Source organism: Pseudomonas sp. GG8 (genome assembly GCF_052976945.1).
The window spans coordinates 377,631-395,066 of the sequence record NZ_JBRIIP010000001.1 but is presented as its reverse complement, the minus strand read 5'-3'; the positions used below and the strand labels follow the sequence as shown (position 1 = coordinate 395,066).

The 17,436-nt window shown below is 58.2% G+C and carries 16 protein-coding genes; 7 read left to right on the top strand and 9 right to left on the bottom strand.

Going from position 1 to position 17,436, the window contains the following annotated elements:
- Positions 1-250 precede the first annotated feature (250 nt).
- Positions 251-733 (bottom strand): FxsA family protein, encoded by a 483-nt coding sequence (locus ACVBEG_RS01965; RefSeq protein ID WP_322181764.1) that lies wholly within the window; start codon positions 731-733, stop codon positions 251-253.
- Between the two features lie 66 nt (positions 734-799).
- Positions 800-1,531: a HugZ family pyridoxamine 5'-phosphate oxidase gene (locus ACVBEG_RS01960; RefSeq protein WP_322181766.1), complete on the bottom strand. Its 732-nt coding sequence runs from the start codon at positions 1,529-1,531 to the stop codon at positions 800-802.
- A gap of 144 nt (positions 1,532-1,675) precedes the next feature.
- Here ACVBEG_RS01960 and ACVBEG_RS01955 point away from each other — a divergent pair, with 144 nt between their 5' ends.
- On the top strand, positions 1,676-2,434 hold the full coding sequence (locus ACVBEG_RS01955; RefSeq protein ID WP_322181768.1) for an SDR family oxidoreductase: 759 nt from the start codon (positions 1,676-1,678) through the stop codon (positions 2,432-2,434).
- Between the two features lie 106 nt (positions 2,435-2,540).
- Here the strand turns inward: ACVBEG_RS01955 and ACVBEG_RS01950 are convergent, their stop codons facing one another.
- Positions 2,541-3,548: a DUF481 domain-containing protein gene (locus ACVBEG_RS01950; RefSeq protein WP_447107305.1), complete on the bottom strand. Its 1,008-nt coding sequence runs from the start codon at positions 3,546-3,548 to the stop codon at positions 2,541-2,543.
- 135 nt (positions 3,549-3,683) lie between these two features.
- Here ACVBEG_RS01950 and ACVBEG_RS01945 point away from each other — a divergent pair, with 135 nt between their 5' ends.
- Both ACVBEG_RS01945 and ACVBEG_RS01940 read left to right on the top strand, forming a co-directional pair.
- Positions 3,684-4,052, top strand: a complete 369-nt coding sequence (locus tag ACVBEG_RS01945; protein WP_322181772.1) for an MGMT family protein — start codon at positions 3,684-3,686, stop codon at positions 4,050-4,052.
- Between the two features lie 42 nt (positions 4,053-4,094).
- Positions 4,095-5,654, top strand: coding sequence for an AmpG family muropeptide MFS transporter (locus tag ACVBEG_RS01940; RefSeq protein ID WP_322181774.1), 1,560 nt, complete (start codon positions 4,095-4,097; stop codon positions 5,652-5,654).
- Positions 5,655-5,712: 58 nt separating this feature from the next.
- Here the strand turns inward: ACVBEG_RS01940 and ACVBEG_RS01935 are convergent, their stop codons facing one another.
- Both ACVBEG_RS01935 and ACVBEG_RS01930 read right to left on the bottom strand, forming a co-directional pair.
- Positions 5,713-6,555, bottom strand: a complete 843-nt coding sequence (locus ACVBEG_RS01935) for a mechanosensitive ion channel family protein (protein WP_322217929.1) — start codon at positions 6,553-6,555, stop codon at positions 5,713-5,715.
- Between the two features lie 11 nt (positions 6,556-6,566).
- Positions 6,567-7,046, bottom strand: a complete 480-nt coding sequence (locus tag ACVBEG_RS01930; RefSeq protein ID WP_219062239.1) for a YajQ family cyclic di-GMP-binding protein — start codon at positions 7,044-7,046, stop codon at positions 6,567-6,569.
- Between the two features lie 175 nt (positions 7,047-7,221).
- Between ACVBEG_RS01930 and ACVBEG_RS01925 the strand changes: the two genes are divergently transcribed.
- The 3 genes from ACVBEG_RS01925 to ACVBEG_RS01915 all read left to right on the top strand — a co-directional run bounded on the left by ACVBEG_RS01925 (position 7,222) and on the right by ACVBEG_RS01915 (position 10,833).
- Positions 7,222-8,139 (top strand): putative 2-dehydropantoate 2-reductase, encoded by a 918-nt coding sequence (locus ACVBEG_RS01925; protein ID WP_322181779.1) that lies wholly within the window; start codon positions 7,222-7,224, stop codon positions 8,137-8,139.
- A gap of 79 nt (positions 8,140-8,218) precedes the next feature.
- Entirely contained in the window at positions 8,219-10,255 is a 2,037-nt protein-coding gene (locus ACVBEG_RS01920) for a sensor histidine kinase (protein WP_322181781.1), read from the top strand.
- A 2-nt stretch (positions 10,256-10,257) separates the two neighbouring features.
- Positions 10,258-10,833, top strand: a complete 576-nt coding sequence (locus tag ACVBEG_RS01915) for a cob(I)yrinic acid a,c-diamide adenosyltransferase (protein ID WP_322181783.1) — start codon at positions 10,258-10,260, stop codon at positions 10,831-10,833.
- An 11-nt stretch (positions 10,834-10,844) separates the two neighbouring features.
- On the opposite strand, the gene ACVBEG_RS01910 is transcribed toward ACVBEG_RS01915, so the two are convergent.
- The 4 genes from ACVBEG_RS01910 to secA form a co-directional block, all read right to left on the bottom strand.
- Complete coding sequence (locus ACVBEG_RS01910; protein ID WP_322181785.1) at positions 10,845-11,789, bottom strand: Nudix family hydrolase; 945 nt, start codon at positions 11,787-11,789, stop codon at positions 10,845-10,847.
- Complete coding sequence (locus ACVBEG_RS01905; RefSeq protein WP_322217936.1) at positions 11,786-12,418, bottom strand: glutathione S-transferase family protein; 633 nt, start codon at positions 12,416-12,418, stop codon at positions 11,786-11,788. Before ACVBEG_RS01905 ends, ACVBEG_RS01910 begins: the two co-directional genes overlap by 4 nt.
- Positions 12,419-12,508: 90 nt before the next feature.
- Positions 12,509-13,726: a bifunctional glutamate N-acetyltransferase/amino-acid acetyltransferase ArgJ gene (argJ, locus tag ACVBEG_RS01900; protein ID WP_322181789.1), complete on the bottom strand. Its 1,218-nt coding sequence runs from the start codon at positions 13,724-13,726 to the stop codon at positions 12,509-12,511.
- Between the two features lie 125 nt (positions 13,727-13,851).
- Positions 13,852-16,587 carry a preprotein translocase subunit SecA gene (gene secA, locus ACVBEG_RS01895; RefSeq protein ID WP_322217939.1) on the bottom strand — a complete coding sequence of 912 codons (2,736 nt, stop codon included), beginning with the start codon at positions 16,585-16,587 and terminating at the stop codon, positions 13,852-13,854.
- A 306-nt stretch (positions 16,588-16,893) separates the two neighbouring features.
- Between secA and ACVBEG_RS01890 the strand changes: the two genes are divergently transcribed.
- Positions 16,894-17,349: a DUF721 domain-containing protein gene (locus ACVBEG_RS01890; protein ID WP_322181793.1), complete on the top strand. Its 456-nt coding sequence runs from the start codon at positions 16,894-16,896 to the stop codon at positions 17,347-17,349.
- Positions 17,350-17,436: the final 87 nt, after the last annotated feature.

Below are 17,436 nucleotides of genomic sequence, written 5' to 3'. Positions count from 1 at the left end.
TATGGTTTTGAACGTCCGGTGACTGCACCGGCGGTTTAGAACATCCGGCGTTGCCGGTTACGGTTCGACGAGCGAACCGCAGAATACGGTCTGGCGAATCCACCAGAAACCTTGCGGTGACCCTTACATAAGGGCGAGCAAGGTGATTACAAGGCTTGGCGTGTAATTTTTTTGCAGACAGATACAGCCTTTTGAAACATATGCGGCACCGGACGGTCCCGCACAGGCCGTTGCGTACAGGCTAGAACGCTTACCGATCGCGATGTTCGAACTCACCTTCGATCACGTTAGGCTGACGGTTGCCGGGGTGTGCGGCACCGGGACGCTCCGGGCCACCCGCGGCTCGTACGTCATCGGCAAACGCACGCTGGCGGATCGCTTGCTCTTCAGCGCGCTTGCGCAACGTGTTGACCAGCACCTTACGGGTGAACGGCAACAGGCAGATCAGCCCCAGTACGTCACTGATAAAACCAGGCAGCAGCAGTAACCCACCGCCGACGGCGACCATCAGACCTTCCAGCATCTGCTGGGCTGGCAGCTCGCCGCGGGCCAGGCTCTCGCGGGCACGCAGCGCCGTGGCAAAGCCTGCGATCCGGATCACGAATACGCCGAGCATGGAGCTGGCGACCACCAGCAAGAAGGTCGGCAAAAAGCCAATGGCCATACCCACCTTGACCAGAACAAACAGTTCCAGCACTGGAAACAGTAGAAAGAGCAACAGAAAAACGCGCATCAAATGAGTTCCTCAACGGAAGAATGACTTCCAATAAACCCTATGTGACGTCGCCAAATCGTGAATTCAAGCCTCTTGGGCTTCATTCGCCGGCCATTTTTCAGCATGGGCCAGCTGGACCAAGGCTTCGCGAACTTGTTTCGGAGTGTTACAGGAGTGAGCAAAAGCCAGCCAGTATAGACCCTGCCCTATGCGTAAATGCATACCTTCGCTGTCGATACCGACCATCTGTGCGGGCTGCGTCTGCGGCAGACCGGACAGCGTGACGTAATGGGCGATGGCGGTAGCGTGGTCGTTATTCATGTGTTCGACCATTGCGGTTTCCGCTGCGCCAGCAAACGGATTGGCCAGGGCGACCTCATCGAGCCAGTGAATCGCGCCAAAACCGCCGATATAACGGTATCGCACCGGGACCAGCACCCAGAAGTCAAAGTCGTGGGCACTGTGATAGCTCTGCGATTCGGGGAAATACCGGTAATAACGCTCGGCAGCCGCTTCAATGGCAGCGCTGCCGGTCAGTTTCTCGGCCTCGGCCAGCAGGGTGATACGGCCCACCGCCTGTACATCCTCAGCTCCGCGCTCTCCAACCAGCAGCGAGCACTTGGGGTCCTTTTGCAGGTTATGCGTGTGCTGGGCGATGCGGCTGATCAGGATCAGTGGCCTGCCCTGATCATCCAGGCAATAAGGCACCACAGAGCCAAACGGGAAGCCGGGCATGGATTTGGAGTGAGTGGACAGCACACCCCGGTATTCCTTGAGCAGCAATTCTCGGGCATGCTTAGCGGCATTAACGCTCATCTTATGACTCCTTATATAGAATCCGTCGAAAACGGACGGGCGCTCGGTATTTTTGCAGCGCCACCAGAGCAACTCCAAGCGCGGACTCCGCGAGTGTGGGTCATCTGGTAAGGATAACCACCGACTGTTTTATTGGGCACGCGCATGCATTTGAAAGACAAGATAATTATTATCACTGGCGGTTGCCAGGGTTTGGGCCGTTCGATGGCCGAATATCTCGCGGCCAAAGGCGCGAAGCTGGCCCTGGTGGACTTGAATCAGGAAAAGCTTGATCAAGCGGTTGCCGCTTGCAAGGCATTGGGCGTGGAAGCACGGTCTTACCTGTGCAACGTCGCTAACGAAGAACAAGTGACGCAGATGGTTGCTCAAGTTGCCGAGGACTTCGGCGCGATTCACGGCCTGATCAATAACGCAGGGATTCTTCGTGACGGCCTGCTGCTAAGGGTCAAGGACGGCGAGATGACCAAGATGTCCCTGGCGCAGTGGCAAGCGGTCATCGACGTCAATTTGACCGGCGTATTCTTGTGCACCCGTGAAGTGGCAGCAAAGATGATCGAACTGAAGAATCAGGGCGCGATCATCAATATCTCTTCGATCTCCCGCGCAGGCAATGTCGGTCAGACCAACTACTCGGCGGCCAAAGCCGGTGTCGCAGCCGCCACCGTGACCTGGGCCAAGGAACTGGCACGCTATGGCATCCGCGTCGCAGGCATTGCCCCTGGCTTCATCGAAACTGAAATGACCTTGGGCATGAAGCCTGAAGCGCTGGAAAAAATGACCTCAGGCATCCCGCTCAAGCGCATGGGCAAACCTGAAGAAATCGCCCATTCGGCAGCTTATATTCTGGAGAACGACTACTTCAGCGGTCGTATTCTGGAATTGGACGGCGGGTTGCGGATCTAGGTTCTATTGCTGATCAGGGTCGAGTCAGTCGGACGCGACCCTGATCCGTTCGCAGGGCAGGGGAATGCCTGGTTGCAAGCGCCCCTGCGATAGCCTCATCGGAGGCTTACCACGTCACCCCAAAGCCAGCCGTATAGCGGGTCTTGTCGAGATCCCCGTCGGAAGAACCGCTAATGAGGTTTTTCTCAGCCTTCAGGTTGAGCGAGGCCCATTCGGTAACTTTGTAACGCAGCCCAATCTCACTGTCCAGACTGTAATTGGCAACGCCCATGAGTGATTTGTTCAATTCGCCATTGGTGAAAAACTCGACCCTCTTGCCAATCAAGAAACGGTTGTAATCCCACTTCATGCCCGCGGAATAGAAATTGGCTTTCTGACCGTCCGCGTATTCGTAGTCGGTGCGGTTAAGCAACGAACCCAGCGAGAATGCACCCAGCTCGTCATCCCAGAATTGATAGCCCGGACCGGTACCGATTGTACGTTGGCGGGTCAAATTTTCTATATCGTCGCGTTTGTAGGTAACACGACCATCCCAGAACCATTTTTCGGTGAAGAAACGGTCAATGGAGTACTCGGCGCTCCAGTTATCGGTACTGATGAGGCCATCCTGAGTTTCGCGGTTGTACTCGCCTTTGGCGTTATGCCGCCAATCGCCGTGACGCGCCGAAGTCTTGAAGGCGATGTTGTAATCGTCGGTGTTCTTTTCCGCACGCTGAAAATCCAGCGCGGCATCGATGCTGCCTTTCCAGACCAGATCCGTAATCACCGGTTTGGGTTTCATGATCTGCTGGATGCTGGCCAGCTCGACAGTCTTGGGCGCCTCACCATTGGCCAGCGTCACCTTGCCATCCTCGGCCGGCTGCAACGACTTGGCGATTTCGCCGGGGTACTTGTCCTGTTTGACCAGAAGCTTCTGATCACTCTCCAGGGTTTTGATCTGTTTCCAGTCCAGCGGGATCGCTCCGGCATAATCGGTCTGGAGCAACAACTTACCGCCATCGAAGACTCTAATGGTCCCCGTCAGCCGATCACCATTTTTCAACCAGACGGTATCGGCGAGTACAGGTATGGAGGTGCTGATAATAGCAATGCACAGCAAGGTTCTAGACAGCATAAGCAACGACAAGGCTCAGGTTTACAGGGGAATCGGGCATCATCTCCAGGACGACAACGAGCAACAAAAGACCCATTACGCGGGCTGTAGTTCCACAAACCCTGCCTTCAAGCGCCTTTCAACAGGAATAAACGCGTGACCGATCACCCGCCAAAACAGGACGACTCTGCTCAATTAACGCCGGCCGAAGTCCGGCGTAGAGCGCTCTACGTGACCCTCCATCAAATCCCGGAAGGCAAGGTCGTGAGCTATGGACAGCTGGCTGAATTTGCCGGACTGGGGCGTGCCGCACGCTGGGTTGGGCGCACGTTGAGCCAATTACCGCAGGGCACCTCCCTCCCCTGGCACCGGGTGCTGGGGGCGGGCGGTAAACTCAGTTTGCCGGTCGGAACCGCCTCAGGCGACGAACAACGTGCGCGTCTAAGGGCTGAAGGCGTCATCATCAAAAATAATCGAGTAGATATTCAGTGCCATGGCTGGCGCCCGATAGAGCACAGCGGTTAGAGTGCGCCCTTTGTTTTCGTAACCTGAGGCAGACTTCAGCCCATGCCCCGTAAATCCTGGCGCGCCGCGCTCGCCGCTTATGCCAGCCCCTCGACGTTAGTGCTATTGCTGCTCGGATTCGCTGCGGGCATGCCTTATATGCTCGTGTTTTCCACGCTGTCGGTCTGGCTGCGCGAAGCGGGCGTCGCACGTGAAACCATCGGTTATGCCAGCCTCATCGGCCTGGCTTATGCCTTCAAGTGGGTCTGGTCACCCCTATTGGACCAATGGCGCCTGCCTTTTCTTGGCAAACTTGGCCGCCGACGATCATGGCTGGTGTTGTCTCAATCCCTGATAGTGCTTGGCTTGATCGGCATGGGTTTTTGCGACCCACAAAAACACCTGTCCTGGCTGATTGCTATTGCCGTGCTGGTTGCGTTCTCGTCTGCGACGCAAGACATCGCCATCGACGCCTATCGTCTGGAAATCGCTGAAGACAGCCGCCAGGCCGCCCTGGCAGCGAGCTACATGTCCGGGTACCGCGTTGCGGCTCTGCTTTCCACTGCGGGGGCGCTGTATTTTGCCGAAGGCTTCGGCTCGACTGGCTTCAGCTACAAACATTCGGCGTGGGCGGGCACTTACATTCTGTTCGGCCTTTTGATGCTGCCCGCACTGGTCACCACGATGGTCATGCGAGAGCCACCGGTACCGTTGCGCACCCAGCTGTCCGCAGCGCGCTATGGATTCAACCACCAGTTGGCGTCAGTCTTTGTGCTGATCATCTTGCTGGTTTCAGTACCCGCGATGTTCACCCAGCTGTACTACACGGACTTTGCCAGCGTGCTGTTCAACGGCACCAGCTGGGTCACTCTGCTGCTCGAAGACCGAGCGTTTCTACGCGCCATCCTGTACATCACACTGACCACCCTGTGCCTGTCATCCTTTGGTCGACGCGGGCTTGCACCCGTCCTGACTCCCGTTAACGACTTCATCAGGCGCTATCGCTGGCAGGCTTTTCTGCTGTTAGGTCTGATCGCAACCTATCGAATGTCAGACACGGTCATGGGTGTCATGGCTAACGTATTTTATATCGACCTGGGCTTCACCAAGGACCAGATTGCCAGCGTCAGCAAGCTCTTCGGCCTGGTCATGACCCTGTTGGGCGCGGGCTTTGGTGGGTTGTTGATCGTTCGTTTCGGCATTCTGCCGATCCTGTTCATCGGCGGCTTTGCCTCAGCGGCCACTAATCTGCTGTTTTTAATGCTCGCAGACATGGGCCCGAACCTGCGGATGCTCATAGTGACCATCTCCCTGGACAACTTCAGCGCAGGGATGGCTACGTCTGCTTTCGTCGCCTATCTGTCGAGCCTGACCAACCTCAAGTTCTCGGCGACACAATACGCGCTACTCAGCTCGATCATGCTCTTGTTGCCGCGCCTGATAGGTGGCTATTCCGGGGTAATGGTAGAAAGGTTTGGCTACCACACCTTCTTCCTGATCACCGCCGTGCTCGGGTTACCAACCCTGGTGATGATCGCCCTGCAATGGGCTCAGGAGGCACGACGGGCCAAAGCGGTGCAGGTGCCGGAAGCGATTGAAACATCGGTCAGCGAACAGCCTTAGGTTGCGCGGCAAGCAAAAAGCCCCGACTCGCGGGGCTTTTTTTTTCAGCAGAGCCGGCTTATTGTGCGGCCGACTCCTGCACCACGCGAACCATCCGCTGTGGTGCAGGGATATTGATGTTGGCGGCCTTCAAACGATCCCGCGCTTCAATATTGAAATGAGCGACGACATCGGCATAGTCGCCGGTCTTGGTCCATGCACGCAACGACAGGGTAATAGCATTCTCGCCCAACGTCGTGACCACCGCCTGAGGCGCCGGATCCTGTAGCACGCGAGGATCCTGAGCCATCTCCAGCAACACCTGCAGGGCTTGCCGCAGATCAGCGTCATGCTCCACACCAATGTCAAAGACCACCTTGCGAGTTGGCTGACGGTTGGTGTTGGTGATGATGCCATTGGACAGGATGCCGTTAGGCACGATCACGGTCTTGTTATCACCCGTGCGCAGAACCGTATGGAAGATCAGGATGTTGTCGACCGTGCCGCTGATGTTTTGGGCTTCGATCCAATCACCAATGCGGAACGGGCGAAACAGCAAAATCAGCACACCGCCAGCGAAGTTCGCCAGACTGCCCTGCAACGCCAGACCGATGGCCAGACCCGCAGCACCGATGGCGGCCACGAACGAGGTCGTTTCGACACCGATCATCGACGCGACGCTGACGATCAGCAGCACTTTGAGGACGATGTTGGCCAGGTTGCTGATAAATCCCTGTAACGCCAGGTCGGCATTGCGCAACGCCAGTAGCCCACCCAGTTTGCGCGTCACTTTGTTGATCAGCCACCAGCCGATACCCAGAGTAACCACGGCCAGCAACACTCGGCTGCCATACTGCAGAAACATGGGAACCCAAGACTGGGATACCTTTACCAAATGATCAACTTCAGCATTCAAATCCATTGAGGTCACCTTTAGTCGCGAAAGTTGTTGAACTGCAGGGGCATGCCGAACTCATGACCCCGCAGTACCGCCATCGCTTCTTGCAAATCATCACGTTTCTTGCCGGTCACACGGACTTGCTCGCCCTGAATAGCGGCCTGCACCTTAAGCTTGGCGTCTTTGATATGAGCGACGATTTTCTTCGCCATCTCTTTATCAATGCCTTCCTTGAGGGTGGCTTCCTGCTTCATCAATTTGCCGGACGCATAAGCATCCTTGAGCTCAAGGCATTGCACATCAATCTTGCGCTTGACCAGGCACAGCTTGAGGATTTCGACCATCGCCTCTAGCTGAAAATCTGCCTCGGCGGTGAGGTTCACGGTCAACTCCTTGAACTCGAATGTGCCTTTGCCTTTAAGGTCGTACCGACGATCCAGCTCTTTGATGGCATTGTCGACGGCGTTAGTGACTTCGTGTTTATCCAGTTCGGACACTACGTCGAACGAGGGCATGTAATTTCTCCAGATAAACGGCGCGGCTCGATATGAAGATGGAGCACGCCTGACTTGACGGTATGAATGCGCCGTCATTATAACGAGACTTTCCCCACCGTCGCTGCGAGCCTGCCATGTTGAATTCCAATTCCTTCATTCAACACCCCGTCATGCCTTCGCCAGTGAATGGCTGATGGCTGTTATCTGGCACGTTTTGGGCGTCGGCAGCCTCGGCAGCCTGTGGGCGACCCGCCTGGCGCGCGCCGGATTACCGGTACGCCTGATTTTGCGCGACCCAACGCGTCTGACGGCCTACAAGGCCGCCGGCGGTCTGACCCTGGTCGAGCAAGGCCACGGCCACACCTTGGCCATCCCCGCGCAAACATTCGACGCCGCCGAACCCATTGAACGCCTGCTGGTAGCGTGCAAAGCCTATGACGCCGAAGCCGCCGTCGCTCGTCTGGCTCCGCGATTGAGCGCCAATGCTGAACTGATCCTGTTGCAAAATGGCCTCGGCAGTCAGGATGCGGTCGCGGCAAAGGTGCCCCATGCCCGCTGTATATTTGCATCGAGTACCGAGGGTGCTTTTCGTGACGGCGACTGGCGTGTGGTATTTGCCGGCCACGGCTACACCTGGCTCGGCGATGCCAAGGACCCGACGCCGCCCACATGGCTGAACGAGCTACAGGCCAGCGGCATCCCTCATGAGTGGACCCCGGACATCCTCACCCGGCTCTGGCGCAAGCTGGCGCTGAACTGCGCGATCAACCCACTGACCGTACTCCATGACTGCCGCAACGGCGGGCTGGCAACCCACCACTGCGAAGTCGCGACACTGTGCGCTGAATTGACCGAACTGCTCGGTTGCTGCGGCCAGCCCGCGGCAGCCGAGGACTTGCACAGCGAGGTCGAGCGGGTGATTCAGGCGACGGCAGCCAACTATTCGTCGATGTATCAGGACGTCGCCCACGGCCGCCGCACCGAAATCAGCTATCTGTTGGGCCACGCCTGCGCGGTAGCGGCGCGTCATCAGTGCTCGCTGCCGCACCTGACTCAGCTGCAAGCGCGACTGATCGCCCATTTGCAGTCACGCGGGTTGCGCACCGACTAGATTACGGCGCGGCCAATATTGCTCAGTGCCTGAACCCCGCGTTACCCTGCGGGTTCATCAATCGCCTGTGATTTGCCCGATGCCATTGCGCCAGCGCCTAGAAAACCTACCGGTAGGACAGAAGCTTCTGGCCGCCTTGCTGGTCTTGTTGACCACGGTATTGTTGGTGGCCAACCTGACCTTCATCAGCGCCGCCTATTACATCTCCCAAGAAAGCATGGCCCCACAAGCCTTGCAGACCATTGGCCGACTGCTCAGCAACCCCGGTCTCAGCCAGGACGCGTTAACGTCGGAAAGCAACGCCAAAGCTTTGCTCAAGGAGCTCAAGAGCTATAGCTCATTGCGTGCGGCAGCACTGTACGACAACAACGGTGAGCGTCTGGCGCAGGTACAGCAGGGCGAAAAACTCAACTTGCCCGAACGCTACAAGAACATAGAAGGTTGGCGCCTGACCGAGTTTCGCAGCACTCAACTGATTCCCATCCCCAAAGCAGGAGAAGCTCCAGGCTACCTATTGCTGGTGGCCAGCAGTGAGCTGCCGATGGCGTTTTACACCGGCACGCTCACCGCCAGCCTGGGGATTCTGGTATTCAGCGTATTGCTGTGGCTGATCATCGCCCGGCAGATTCGGCGCCTGATCACCGAGCCGATCTACCAGCTCGAACAGCTGTCGCGCCAGGTGACCCGCGAGGAAAACTACGCACTGCGTGCCAAACGAGGCAACGACGATGAAATCGGCAGCCTGGCGGAAGCCTTCAACACCATGCTTTCGCGTATTGAAGCCCGGGAGCAGCAACTCAAACGTGCGCGGGACGACTCTCAAGACGCCTACGACCAAGCACAGGGCCTGGCAGAAGAAACCCGCCACACCAACCGCAAACTCGAACTCGAAGTGCAGGTGCGCAGCAAGATCGAGAAGAAACTCACCGGCTTCCAGAACTACCTCAACAGCATCATCGACTCGATGCCGTCAGCGCTGATCGCGCTGGACGAACAGCTGTATGTCACGCAATGGAACCAAGAGGCCAGCGCCCTCTCCGGCACACCTCTGGATGAAGCCCTCAATCAGCCGATTTTCCTCGCCTTTGAGCCAATGAAAGCTTTCCTGCCGAAGATCAAACACACGGTCGAGCGACACACGGTCACCAAGATCGAGCGGGTCACCTGGATCAAAGATGAAGTCCCTCACCACTATGCACTGACCTTTTATCCGCTGACAGGCGGCGCAGGCCGTGGCGTGGTGATCCGCATCGATGACATCACCCAGCGGCTGTCGCTGGAGGACATGATGGTGCAGTCGGAGAAGATGCTGTCGGTCGGCGGGCTTGCGGCCGGCATGGCGCATGAAATCAACAACCCCCTAGGCGCAATCCTGCACAACGTGCAGAACATTCGCAGACGCCTGTCGCCGGATCTGCCGAAAAACATCGAGCAGGCCGAACAAAACGGCATTGATCTGGCGCAGGTCAATCGATACCTGGAAAGCCGTGAAGTGCCTAAATTACTCGAAGGCATCCAGCAGGCCGGCGCCCGCGCCGCCAAAATCGTCAGCCACATGCTCAGTTTCAGCCGACTCAGCAACCGACAGATGGCGCCCTGCGACTTGCCCGCCTTGATCGATCAGGCCGTAGAGATCGCCAGTAACGACTTCGACCTGACCATCGGCTTCGACTTCAAGGGCCAGGCCATCATTCGCCAGTTCGACCCCAACCTGGGCCCCGTACCCGGTACGGCTAACGAGCTGGAGCAGGTGCTGCTCAATTTGCTGAAGAACGCCGCGCAGGCCATCCATCAACGTGCAAATGATAGTGAACCGGGACGCATCATCCTGCGTACCCGCCTAAACCCGCCTTGGGCCGAGATCCAGGTCGAAGACAATGGCATCGGGATGTCTGAGAACGTACGAAAACGCACCTTCGAGCCGTTTTTCACCACCAAGGAAATCGGTCAAGGCACAGGGCTCGGTCTGTCCGTGTCGTACTTCATTATCACCAACAACCACAAAGGCCAGATGGAAGTGCAATCGACCCCAGGCCAAGGCACTTGCTTCACCCTGCGCCTGCCGCTGGCCGGCAGCGCAATCAACGTTCAGGAACAGTCCCTTTCGGAGTTATAACCATGGGCTTTCGCCTGTCGAAAATTTACACACGTACGGGCGACAAAGGCGAAACCGGCCTTGGTGATGGCCGCCGCGTACCCAAGGACCACCCGCGTATCGAGGCCATTGGCGAGGTCGACACATTGAACAGCCAAGTGGGCGTATTGCTCGCAGGGTTGGCGGAGCAGGTCGAGCATTATCCGGGCTTGAGCGAGCTGATCGAGGTACTGACGCCTTGCCAGCATCGGTTGTTCGATCTGGGTGGCGAGTTGGCGATGCCTGCGTATCAAGCGCTCGACAACGCTGAAATCGAGCGCCTGGAGGCAGCCATCGATCTATGGAACGAGACGCTGGGTCCGCTGGAAAACTTCATTCTGCCGGGCGGTTCAGCATTGATCGCGCAGGCCCACGTATGTCGCAGCCTGGCCCGCAGCGCCGAACGCCGTTGCCAACACCTGAATGCCCTCGAACCACTGGCAGGGGTTGGCCTGGCCTACATCAACCGACTGTCGGACCTGCTGTTCGTGGCGGCGCGTTTGATTGCCAAGCGTCAGGGCATTGCCGAGATTCTTTGGCAGGCGGCGCCAAAACCGTAGGGGCGAGGCGGTCAGACCTCTGGCCAAAACGCCCGAATCCCTGCCACGCCCTGCGCGCCGCTTTCCCAGGCGCGCTGACGATCATCGACACCGACACCGCCTAGCAAAAACACGGGCTTGCTGAAGCCGGCGATCAACTGCGTCGCCTGCTCCCACCCCATCGGCAGCGCGTCTGGATGGGTTTGCGTAGCTTGCACCGGAGACAACGTGACGAAATCCACCCCCATCTGCTCGGCCAGCGCCAATTCCTCAGCGTTGTGACAGGACGCCGCCAGCCAGCGTGCAGCAGGGAACGGTCGGCCTGCGCTGGCGAGTTTGCGCAACTGCGCCGCCGTCAGGTGCCACCCAGCAGCCGGGAAGTCACCCAGCCACTCCAGCGGCCCTTTGAGCATCAACTGCGCCTTGCCTGCGCAGAGTCCAACGGCATCCACCGCCAAGTCGCGATATTTCGGGTCGTACCCGTTCGGCGAGCGCAGCTGTACCAGCTTGATTCCTCCGGCTATCGCCTTCTGCAAACCGCGCAGCAATTCTGGCGTTTCCAGCCCCTCGGGGGTAATCAGGTACTCGCCAGGCAAGCGTGCTGCCGCGACGATAGGCTGATTCGCCGCCGGAAAGTCATAGTCCACCAGCTCGCGCGCAGACGCCCACGCCAATGGCTGGCCTTCGGCGCCATGCGGCTCACCGATGAATGCCGATACTTCCCAGACATCCAGCAACACCTGCTTGTCCGGGTAGTCGTGCTGAACCTTGATCAACGGACGAGCGGTGACAACCACGATACCCAGCTCTTCCAGCAGCTCGCGTGCCAGCGCGACCTCGACCGTTTCACCGGTCTCGACCTTACCGCCGGGAAACTCCCACAAACCGCCCTGATGCTGAGTATCGGCACGTCGTGCGATAAGGATCTTGCCGTCGTTACCACGGATCACTGCCGCTGCTACATGAACTCGTTTCACCGCACCACTTCCTCTAAACCTGCTTTCTGCCAGCGCTGAAAAGCAGGCCACTGGTAAATTGTTTCAACATACGCCTGCGCCTCTGCGGGCAATGCCACACGATAGGTCCGCAGGCGCACTGCAACCGGAGCGAAAAACGCATCCGCCGCGCTCAGCTTACCAAACAGATAAGGACCACTCTCAACGGCCGCGGCACGACACTCAGCCCACAACGCAACGATACGATCGATGTCGGCCTGAGCGTCGGCAGGGATCACGTCCAGCGCCGCATCACGCCGAAGGTCGAACCCCATGTGCGTGCGCAAACCCATGAACCCGCTGTGCATCTGCGCGCAGGCTGAGCGCGCCTGGGCCCGGGCAGCGATATCCTGCGGCCAGAGTCCCGCCTCGGGAAAACGCTCGGCCAGGTACTCAATAATCGCCAAAGAGTCAGCAATGGTCCCGTGTTCGGTTTTCAGGAGAGGAACTTTGCCGGTTGGCGAATGCTCAAGCGCCCGTTGCCGACTGTCTGGCTGATTCAGCCAAATCACTTGCTCGGTATAGGGCACGCCGATCATATCCAGCGCCAGCGCAGGACGCAGCGACCAGGAAGAAAAGCGTTTGTCGCCGATAATCAGGTGCAAGCTCATGTTCGGGACTCTCCAGGAGGGCGGATCGATCACCTCAGGTGGGAGCAAATACATTCGCGCCCACCTGTTCAGCTAAAATGCGCGTCCAGATTACGTACGATATTCCGCGTTGATCTTCACGTACTCGTGCGACAGGTCGGTGGTCCAGATAGTTTCGCGGCATTCACCACGGCCCAGCTCGATGCGGATGGTGATTTCAGCTTCGGCCATGACCGCCGAGCCCTGAGCTTCGGTGTAGGTGGTTGCACGGCAGCCCTGGCTGGCGATGCACACAGCACCGAGGAATACGTCGATCTTGCTGACGTCCAGATCCGGCACACCCGCGCGGCCCACCGCAGCAAGGATCCGGCCCCAGTTGGGATCGGAGGCGAACAACGCGGTTTTGATCAACGGTGAGTGCGCCACGGCGTAAGCCACGTCCAGACATTCCTGATGATTGCCGCCGCCATTCACTTCAACTGTGACGAACTTGGTTGCGCCCTCGCCATCACGGACGATGGCCTGAGCCACGTCCATGCATACTTCGAACACCGCTTGTTTAAGCGCGGCGAACAATGGACCTTTAGCCTCAGTGATCTCCGGCAATGCGGCCTTGCCCGTCGCGATCAGCATGCAGCAGTCGTTGGTCGAGGTATCGCCGTCGATGGTGATGCGGTTGAACGACTTGTTGGCCCCGTCACGCAGCAGGTCCTGCAACACACTCTGCGCGACCTTGGCGTCAGTAGCTATGTAGCCGAGCATGGTCGCCATGTTCGGACGAATCATCCCTGCGCCCTTGCTGATCCCCGTCACGGTGATGGTCACGCCTTCATGCTGAAACTGACGGCTCGCCCCCTTGGGCAAAGTGTCAGTGGTCATGATCCCGGTTGCCGCGGCGGCCCAGTTATCCACAGACAGATCGTCCAGGGCGGCTTGCAGCGCGCCTTCGATTTTCTCCACGGGCAATGGCTCGCCAATCACCCCGGTGGAGTAAGGCAGCACCGCATTGGCGTCGACACCCGCCAGCTCCGCGAGCTTGGCGCAGGTACGCGCGGCGGCTGCTAGCCCCGGCGTACCGGTGCCCGCGTTGGCATTACCGGTGTTGGTCAGCAAATAACGCACAGGGCCTTGTACACGCTGCTTGGCCAGAATCACCGGCGCGGCGCAGAACGCGTTCAGCGTGAACACGCCCGCCACACTGGAACCTTCAGCGCAGCGCATGACCACCACGTCTTTGCGCCCTGGGCGCTTGATTCCGGCAGAGGCAATGCCAAGTTCAAAACCAGGAACCGGGTGCAACGTCGGCAAAGGACCAAGACCAACAGCCATGAAGTGCGCTCCTTGAAAGCTATCTGCGCCGCCCGCATCGGTACGGCTCAATCGATGGAAAAACGCCGCGACGGCTGGGCCGGTCGCGGCGCGGGGTATTTCAGGTTAACAACGCCAGGCTGAACTTAGTTGATCTGGCCGTGGCAGTGCTTGAACTTTTTGCCCGAACCACACCAGCACACTTCGTTGCGACCCAGTTTCTGATCGTTGCGAACCGGTGCCGCTGCGACGGCAACATCGCCCTCCTCCAGCAGCGCTTCGGGCTGATCCAGACCTGGAGCCTCGGCGTGTTCGAACTGCATGCGGTGAGCCAGCTCCTCGGCGTCGCGACGCAGACGGGCTTCTTCTTCGGCCGGGTCTTCGCGGCGAACCTGAACGTGAGACAGCACACGGATAGTGTCGCGCTTGATCGAGTCGAGCAGTTCCTGGAACAGCGCGAAGGACTCGCGTTTGTATTCCTGTTTCGGGTTCTTCTGTGCATAACCCCGCAGGTGGATACCGTGACGCAGGTGGTCCATGGTCGACAGATGGTCTTTCCACAGGTCGTCGAGGACACGTAGCAGAATCTGCTTCTCGAACGTGCGCAGCGCTTCGGCACTGGCTTGTTCTTCTTTATCGTTGTAGGCGGCCAGCAGCTCTTGCAAGAGCTTCTCGCGCAGGGTTTCTTCGTACAGATGATCGTCTTCGTCGAGCCACTGCTGGATCGGGAGCTGAACGCCGAAATCGCTGTTCAGCGCCGCTTCCAAGCCCACGACATCCCACTGTTCTGGCAGCGACTGTGGCGGAATGTGCTGGCTGACAAGGCTGTTGAGCACGTCCAGACGGAAGTCAGCGATGGTGTCACCAATGTTGGTCGCAGCCAGCAGGCTGTTACGCATGTGGTAAATCACTTTACGCTGTTCGTTGGAGACATCATCGAACTCAAGCAGTTGCTTGCGAATGTCGAAGTTACGGCCTTCGACTTTACGCTGCGCTTTTTCGATCGCATTGGTCACCATGCGGTGCTCGATCGCTTCGCCGGACTGCATGCCCAGCGCTTTCATGAAGTTTTTCACCCGATCAGAGGCGAAAATGCGCATCAGGCTGTCTTCCAGCGACAGGTAGAAACGGCTGGAACCTGTATCGCCCTGACGACCGGCACGACCACGCAGCTGGTTATCGATACGGCGCGACTCATGACGCTCGGAAGCAATCACATGCAGACCACCCGCTTCGATCACTTGCTGATGGCGTTTCTGCCAGTCGGCTTTGATCTGAGCGATCTGCTCAGGGGTCGGCTCTTCCAGGGCCGCGACTTCCACTTCCCAATTGCCGCCCAACAGAATGTCGGTACCACGACCGGCCATGTTGGTGGCAATGGTCAGCGCACCCGGACGACCGGCCTGGGCGATGATTTCGGCTTCTTTTTCGTGATACTTGGCGTTCAGAACCTTGTGATCGATGCCTTCCTTGATCAACAGGCTGGACATGTGCTCGGAGGTTTCGATGGTTGCCGTACCCACCAGTACCGGACGCCCCTGGGCCAGGCACTCTTTGATATCGGTGACGATGGCGGCGTATTTTTCTTCGGCGGTCAGGTAGACCAGGTCGTTGAAGTCTTTACGCGCCAGCGGCTTGTTCGGCGGAATAACCGTTACCGACAAGCTGTAGATCTGATGGAACTCGAACGCCTCGGTGTCCGCTGTACCGGTCATACCGGACAGCTTGTTGTACAGGCGGAAGTAGTTCTGGAAGGTGGTCGATGCCAGGGTCTGGCTCTCGGCCTGAATATTCAGCACTTCCTTCGCTTCGATGGCCTGATGCAGACCTTCGGACAGACGGCGACCCGGCATGGTACGACCGGTGTGTTCGTCGACCAGCAGGATCTGACCGTCCTGGACGATGTACTCGACGTTGCGATGGAACAGTTTGTGTGCGCGCAGACCGGCGTAAACGTGGGTCAAGAGGCCCAGGTTGTGCGCCGAGTACAGGCTTTCACCCACCGCCAGCAGGCCGACTTCAGTCAGCATCTCTTCGATGAACTGGTGACCGGCTTCGTTCAGTTCAACCTGACGGGTTTTCTCGTCAACGGTGAAATGCCCGGCCTTGGTAACAACACCTTCCACTTCCTCGATGTGCTGCTCGAGTCTCGGGATCAGTTTATTGATTTCGGTGTATAGCTTGGAGCTGTCTTCAGCCTGACCGGAAATGATCAGCGGCGTACGCGCTTCATCGATCAGGATCGAGTCGACTTCGTCGATTACAGCGAAGTTAAGCTCGCGCTGGAACTTGTCTTCCATGCTGAAAGCCATGTTGTCGCGCAGGTAATCGAAACCAAATTCGTTGTTGGTGCCGTAGGTGATATCCGACGCATAAGCAGCGCGCTTCTCTTCCGGCGGCTGGAAAGGCGTGACGACGCCGACGGTCAGACCGAGGAATTCGTAAAGCGGACGCATCCAGTTGGCGTCACGACGAGCCAGGTAGTCGTTCACAGTAATAACGTGCACGCCCTTACCGGCCAGCGCGTTCAGGTAAACCGCCAGTGTCGCCACCAGGGTCTTGCCTTCACCGGTACGCATTTCAGCGATCATGCCTTCGTGCAGGGCTGTGCCGCCAATCAACTGGACGTCGAAGTGGCGCATACCCATGACACGCTTGCCGGCTTCTCGGGCAACCGCAAAAGCTTCAGGCAGAAGTTGATCGAGGGTCTCACCTTTGGCTAAACGGGCCTTGAACTCTTCGGTCTTGGCACGCAATTGCTCGTCCGAAAGGGCCACCATTTGCTCTTCGAAGGCATTGACGGTGACGACCGTCTTGAGCATGCGTTTGACTTCACGCTCGTTCTTGCTTCCAAAAAGTTTCTTTAACAAAGGCGCAAACATATCGACAGGATCTTCCACACATAGGGATGGAGGGCGGCCCCGTGAGTCGCCCGTGCAGCCCTTATGGCCGCATGCGAACGAGCATTCTACCCGGAAACGGTGGTGAGGAAAGTGGCGTTATTCCACGATACCGGCACAACGCTCTAATGGGGCAGCTTTACAATAGGGCCGTTTTTTCGGACTTCAACCCATTGAGGGGAAAAGTGACGCATTGAATGTGTCCATAAAAGCACGGAAAACCCATCTAACGAAGCCGTGCGGGCGCTTTCTGCTACCATGGCCGCTCCGTAACTCAAGGTGTCCCACATGGCATTTCGTCCCCTCTCGGCAAGGGCGCCGGCCGTCTTGCTCCGCGAGGCGAAGCCGCTTAAAGCCATATTCCACCACGCTCAACGCCTGGCCCACTTACAGCGCCTGCTCGAAACCCAGCTGCAACCGGCTGCTCGTGAACACTGCCACGTCGCGTCCTGGCGTGAAGGCAGCCTGTTGCTGATCGTGACCGACGGTCATTGGGCCACGCGCCTGCGCTATCAACAGAAACGCCTGCAACGACAGCTGGTCGCTTTTGAAGAATTCGCCAGCCTGACGCGCATCCTGTTCAAAGTACAACCGCCTACCGTCCAACAGGGCGCAACAGGACACACCATCCATCTGTCGGCCAACGCCGCAGAAAGCATCCAGGCCACGGCAGAGGGTATTACCGACCCTAATCTGCGTGCCGCGCTGGAGCGGCTAGCGAGTCATGGCAAGCCCAAGGGCTGAAGAAACACTGCCGGACGCTGCCGCTATTGATACGGCGTGCGCAACGCTGGCACCGCGCCCATGCGTCCTGATCTGCAGGGATGCGCC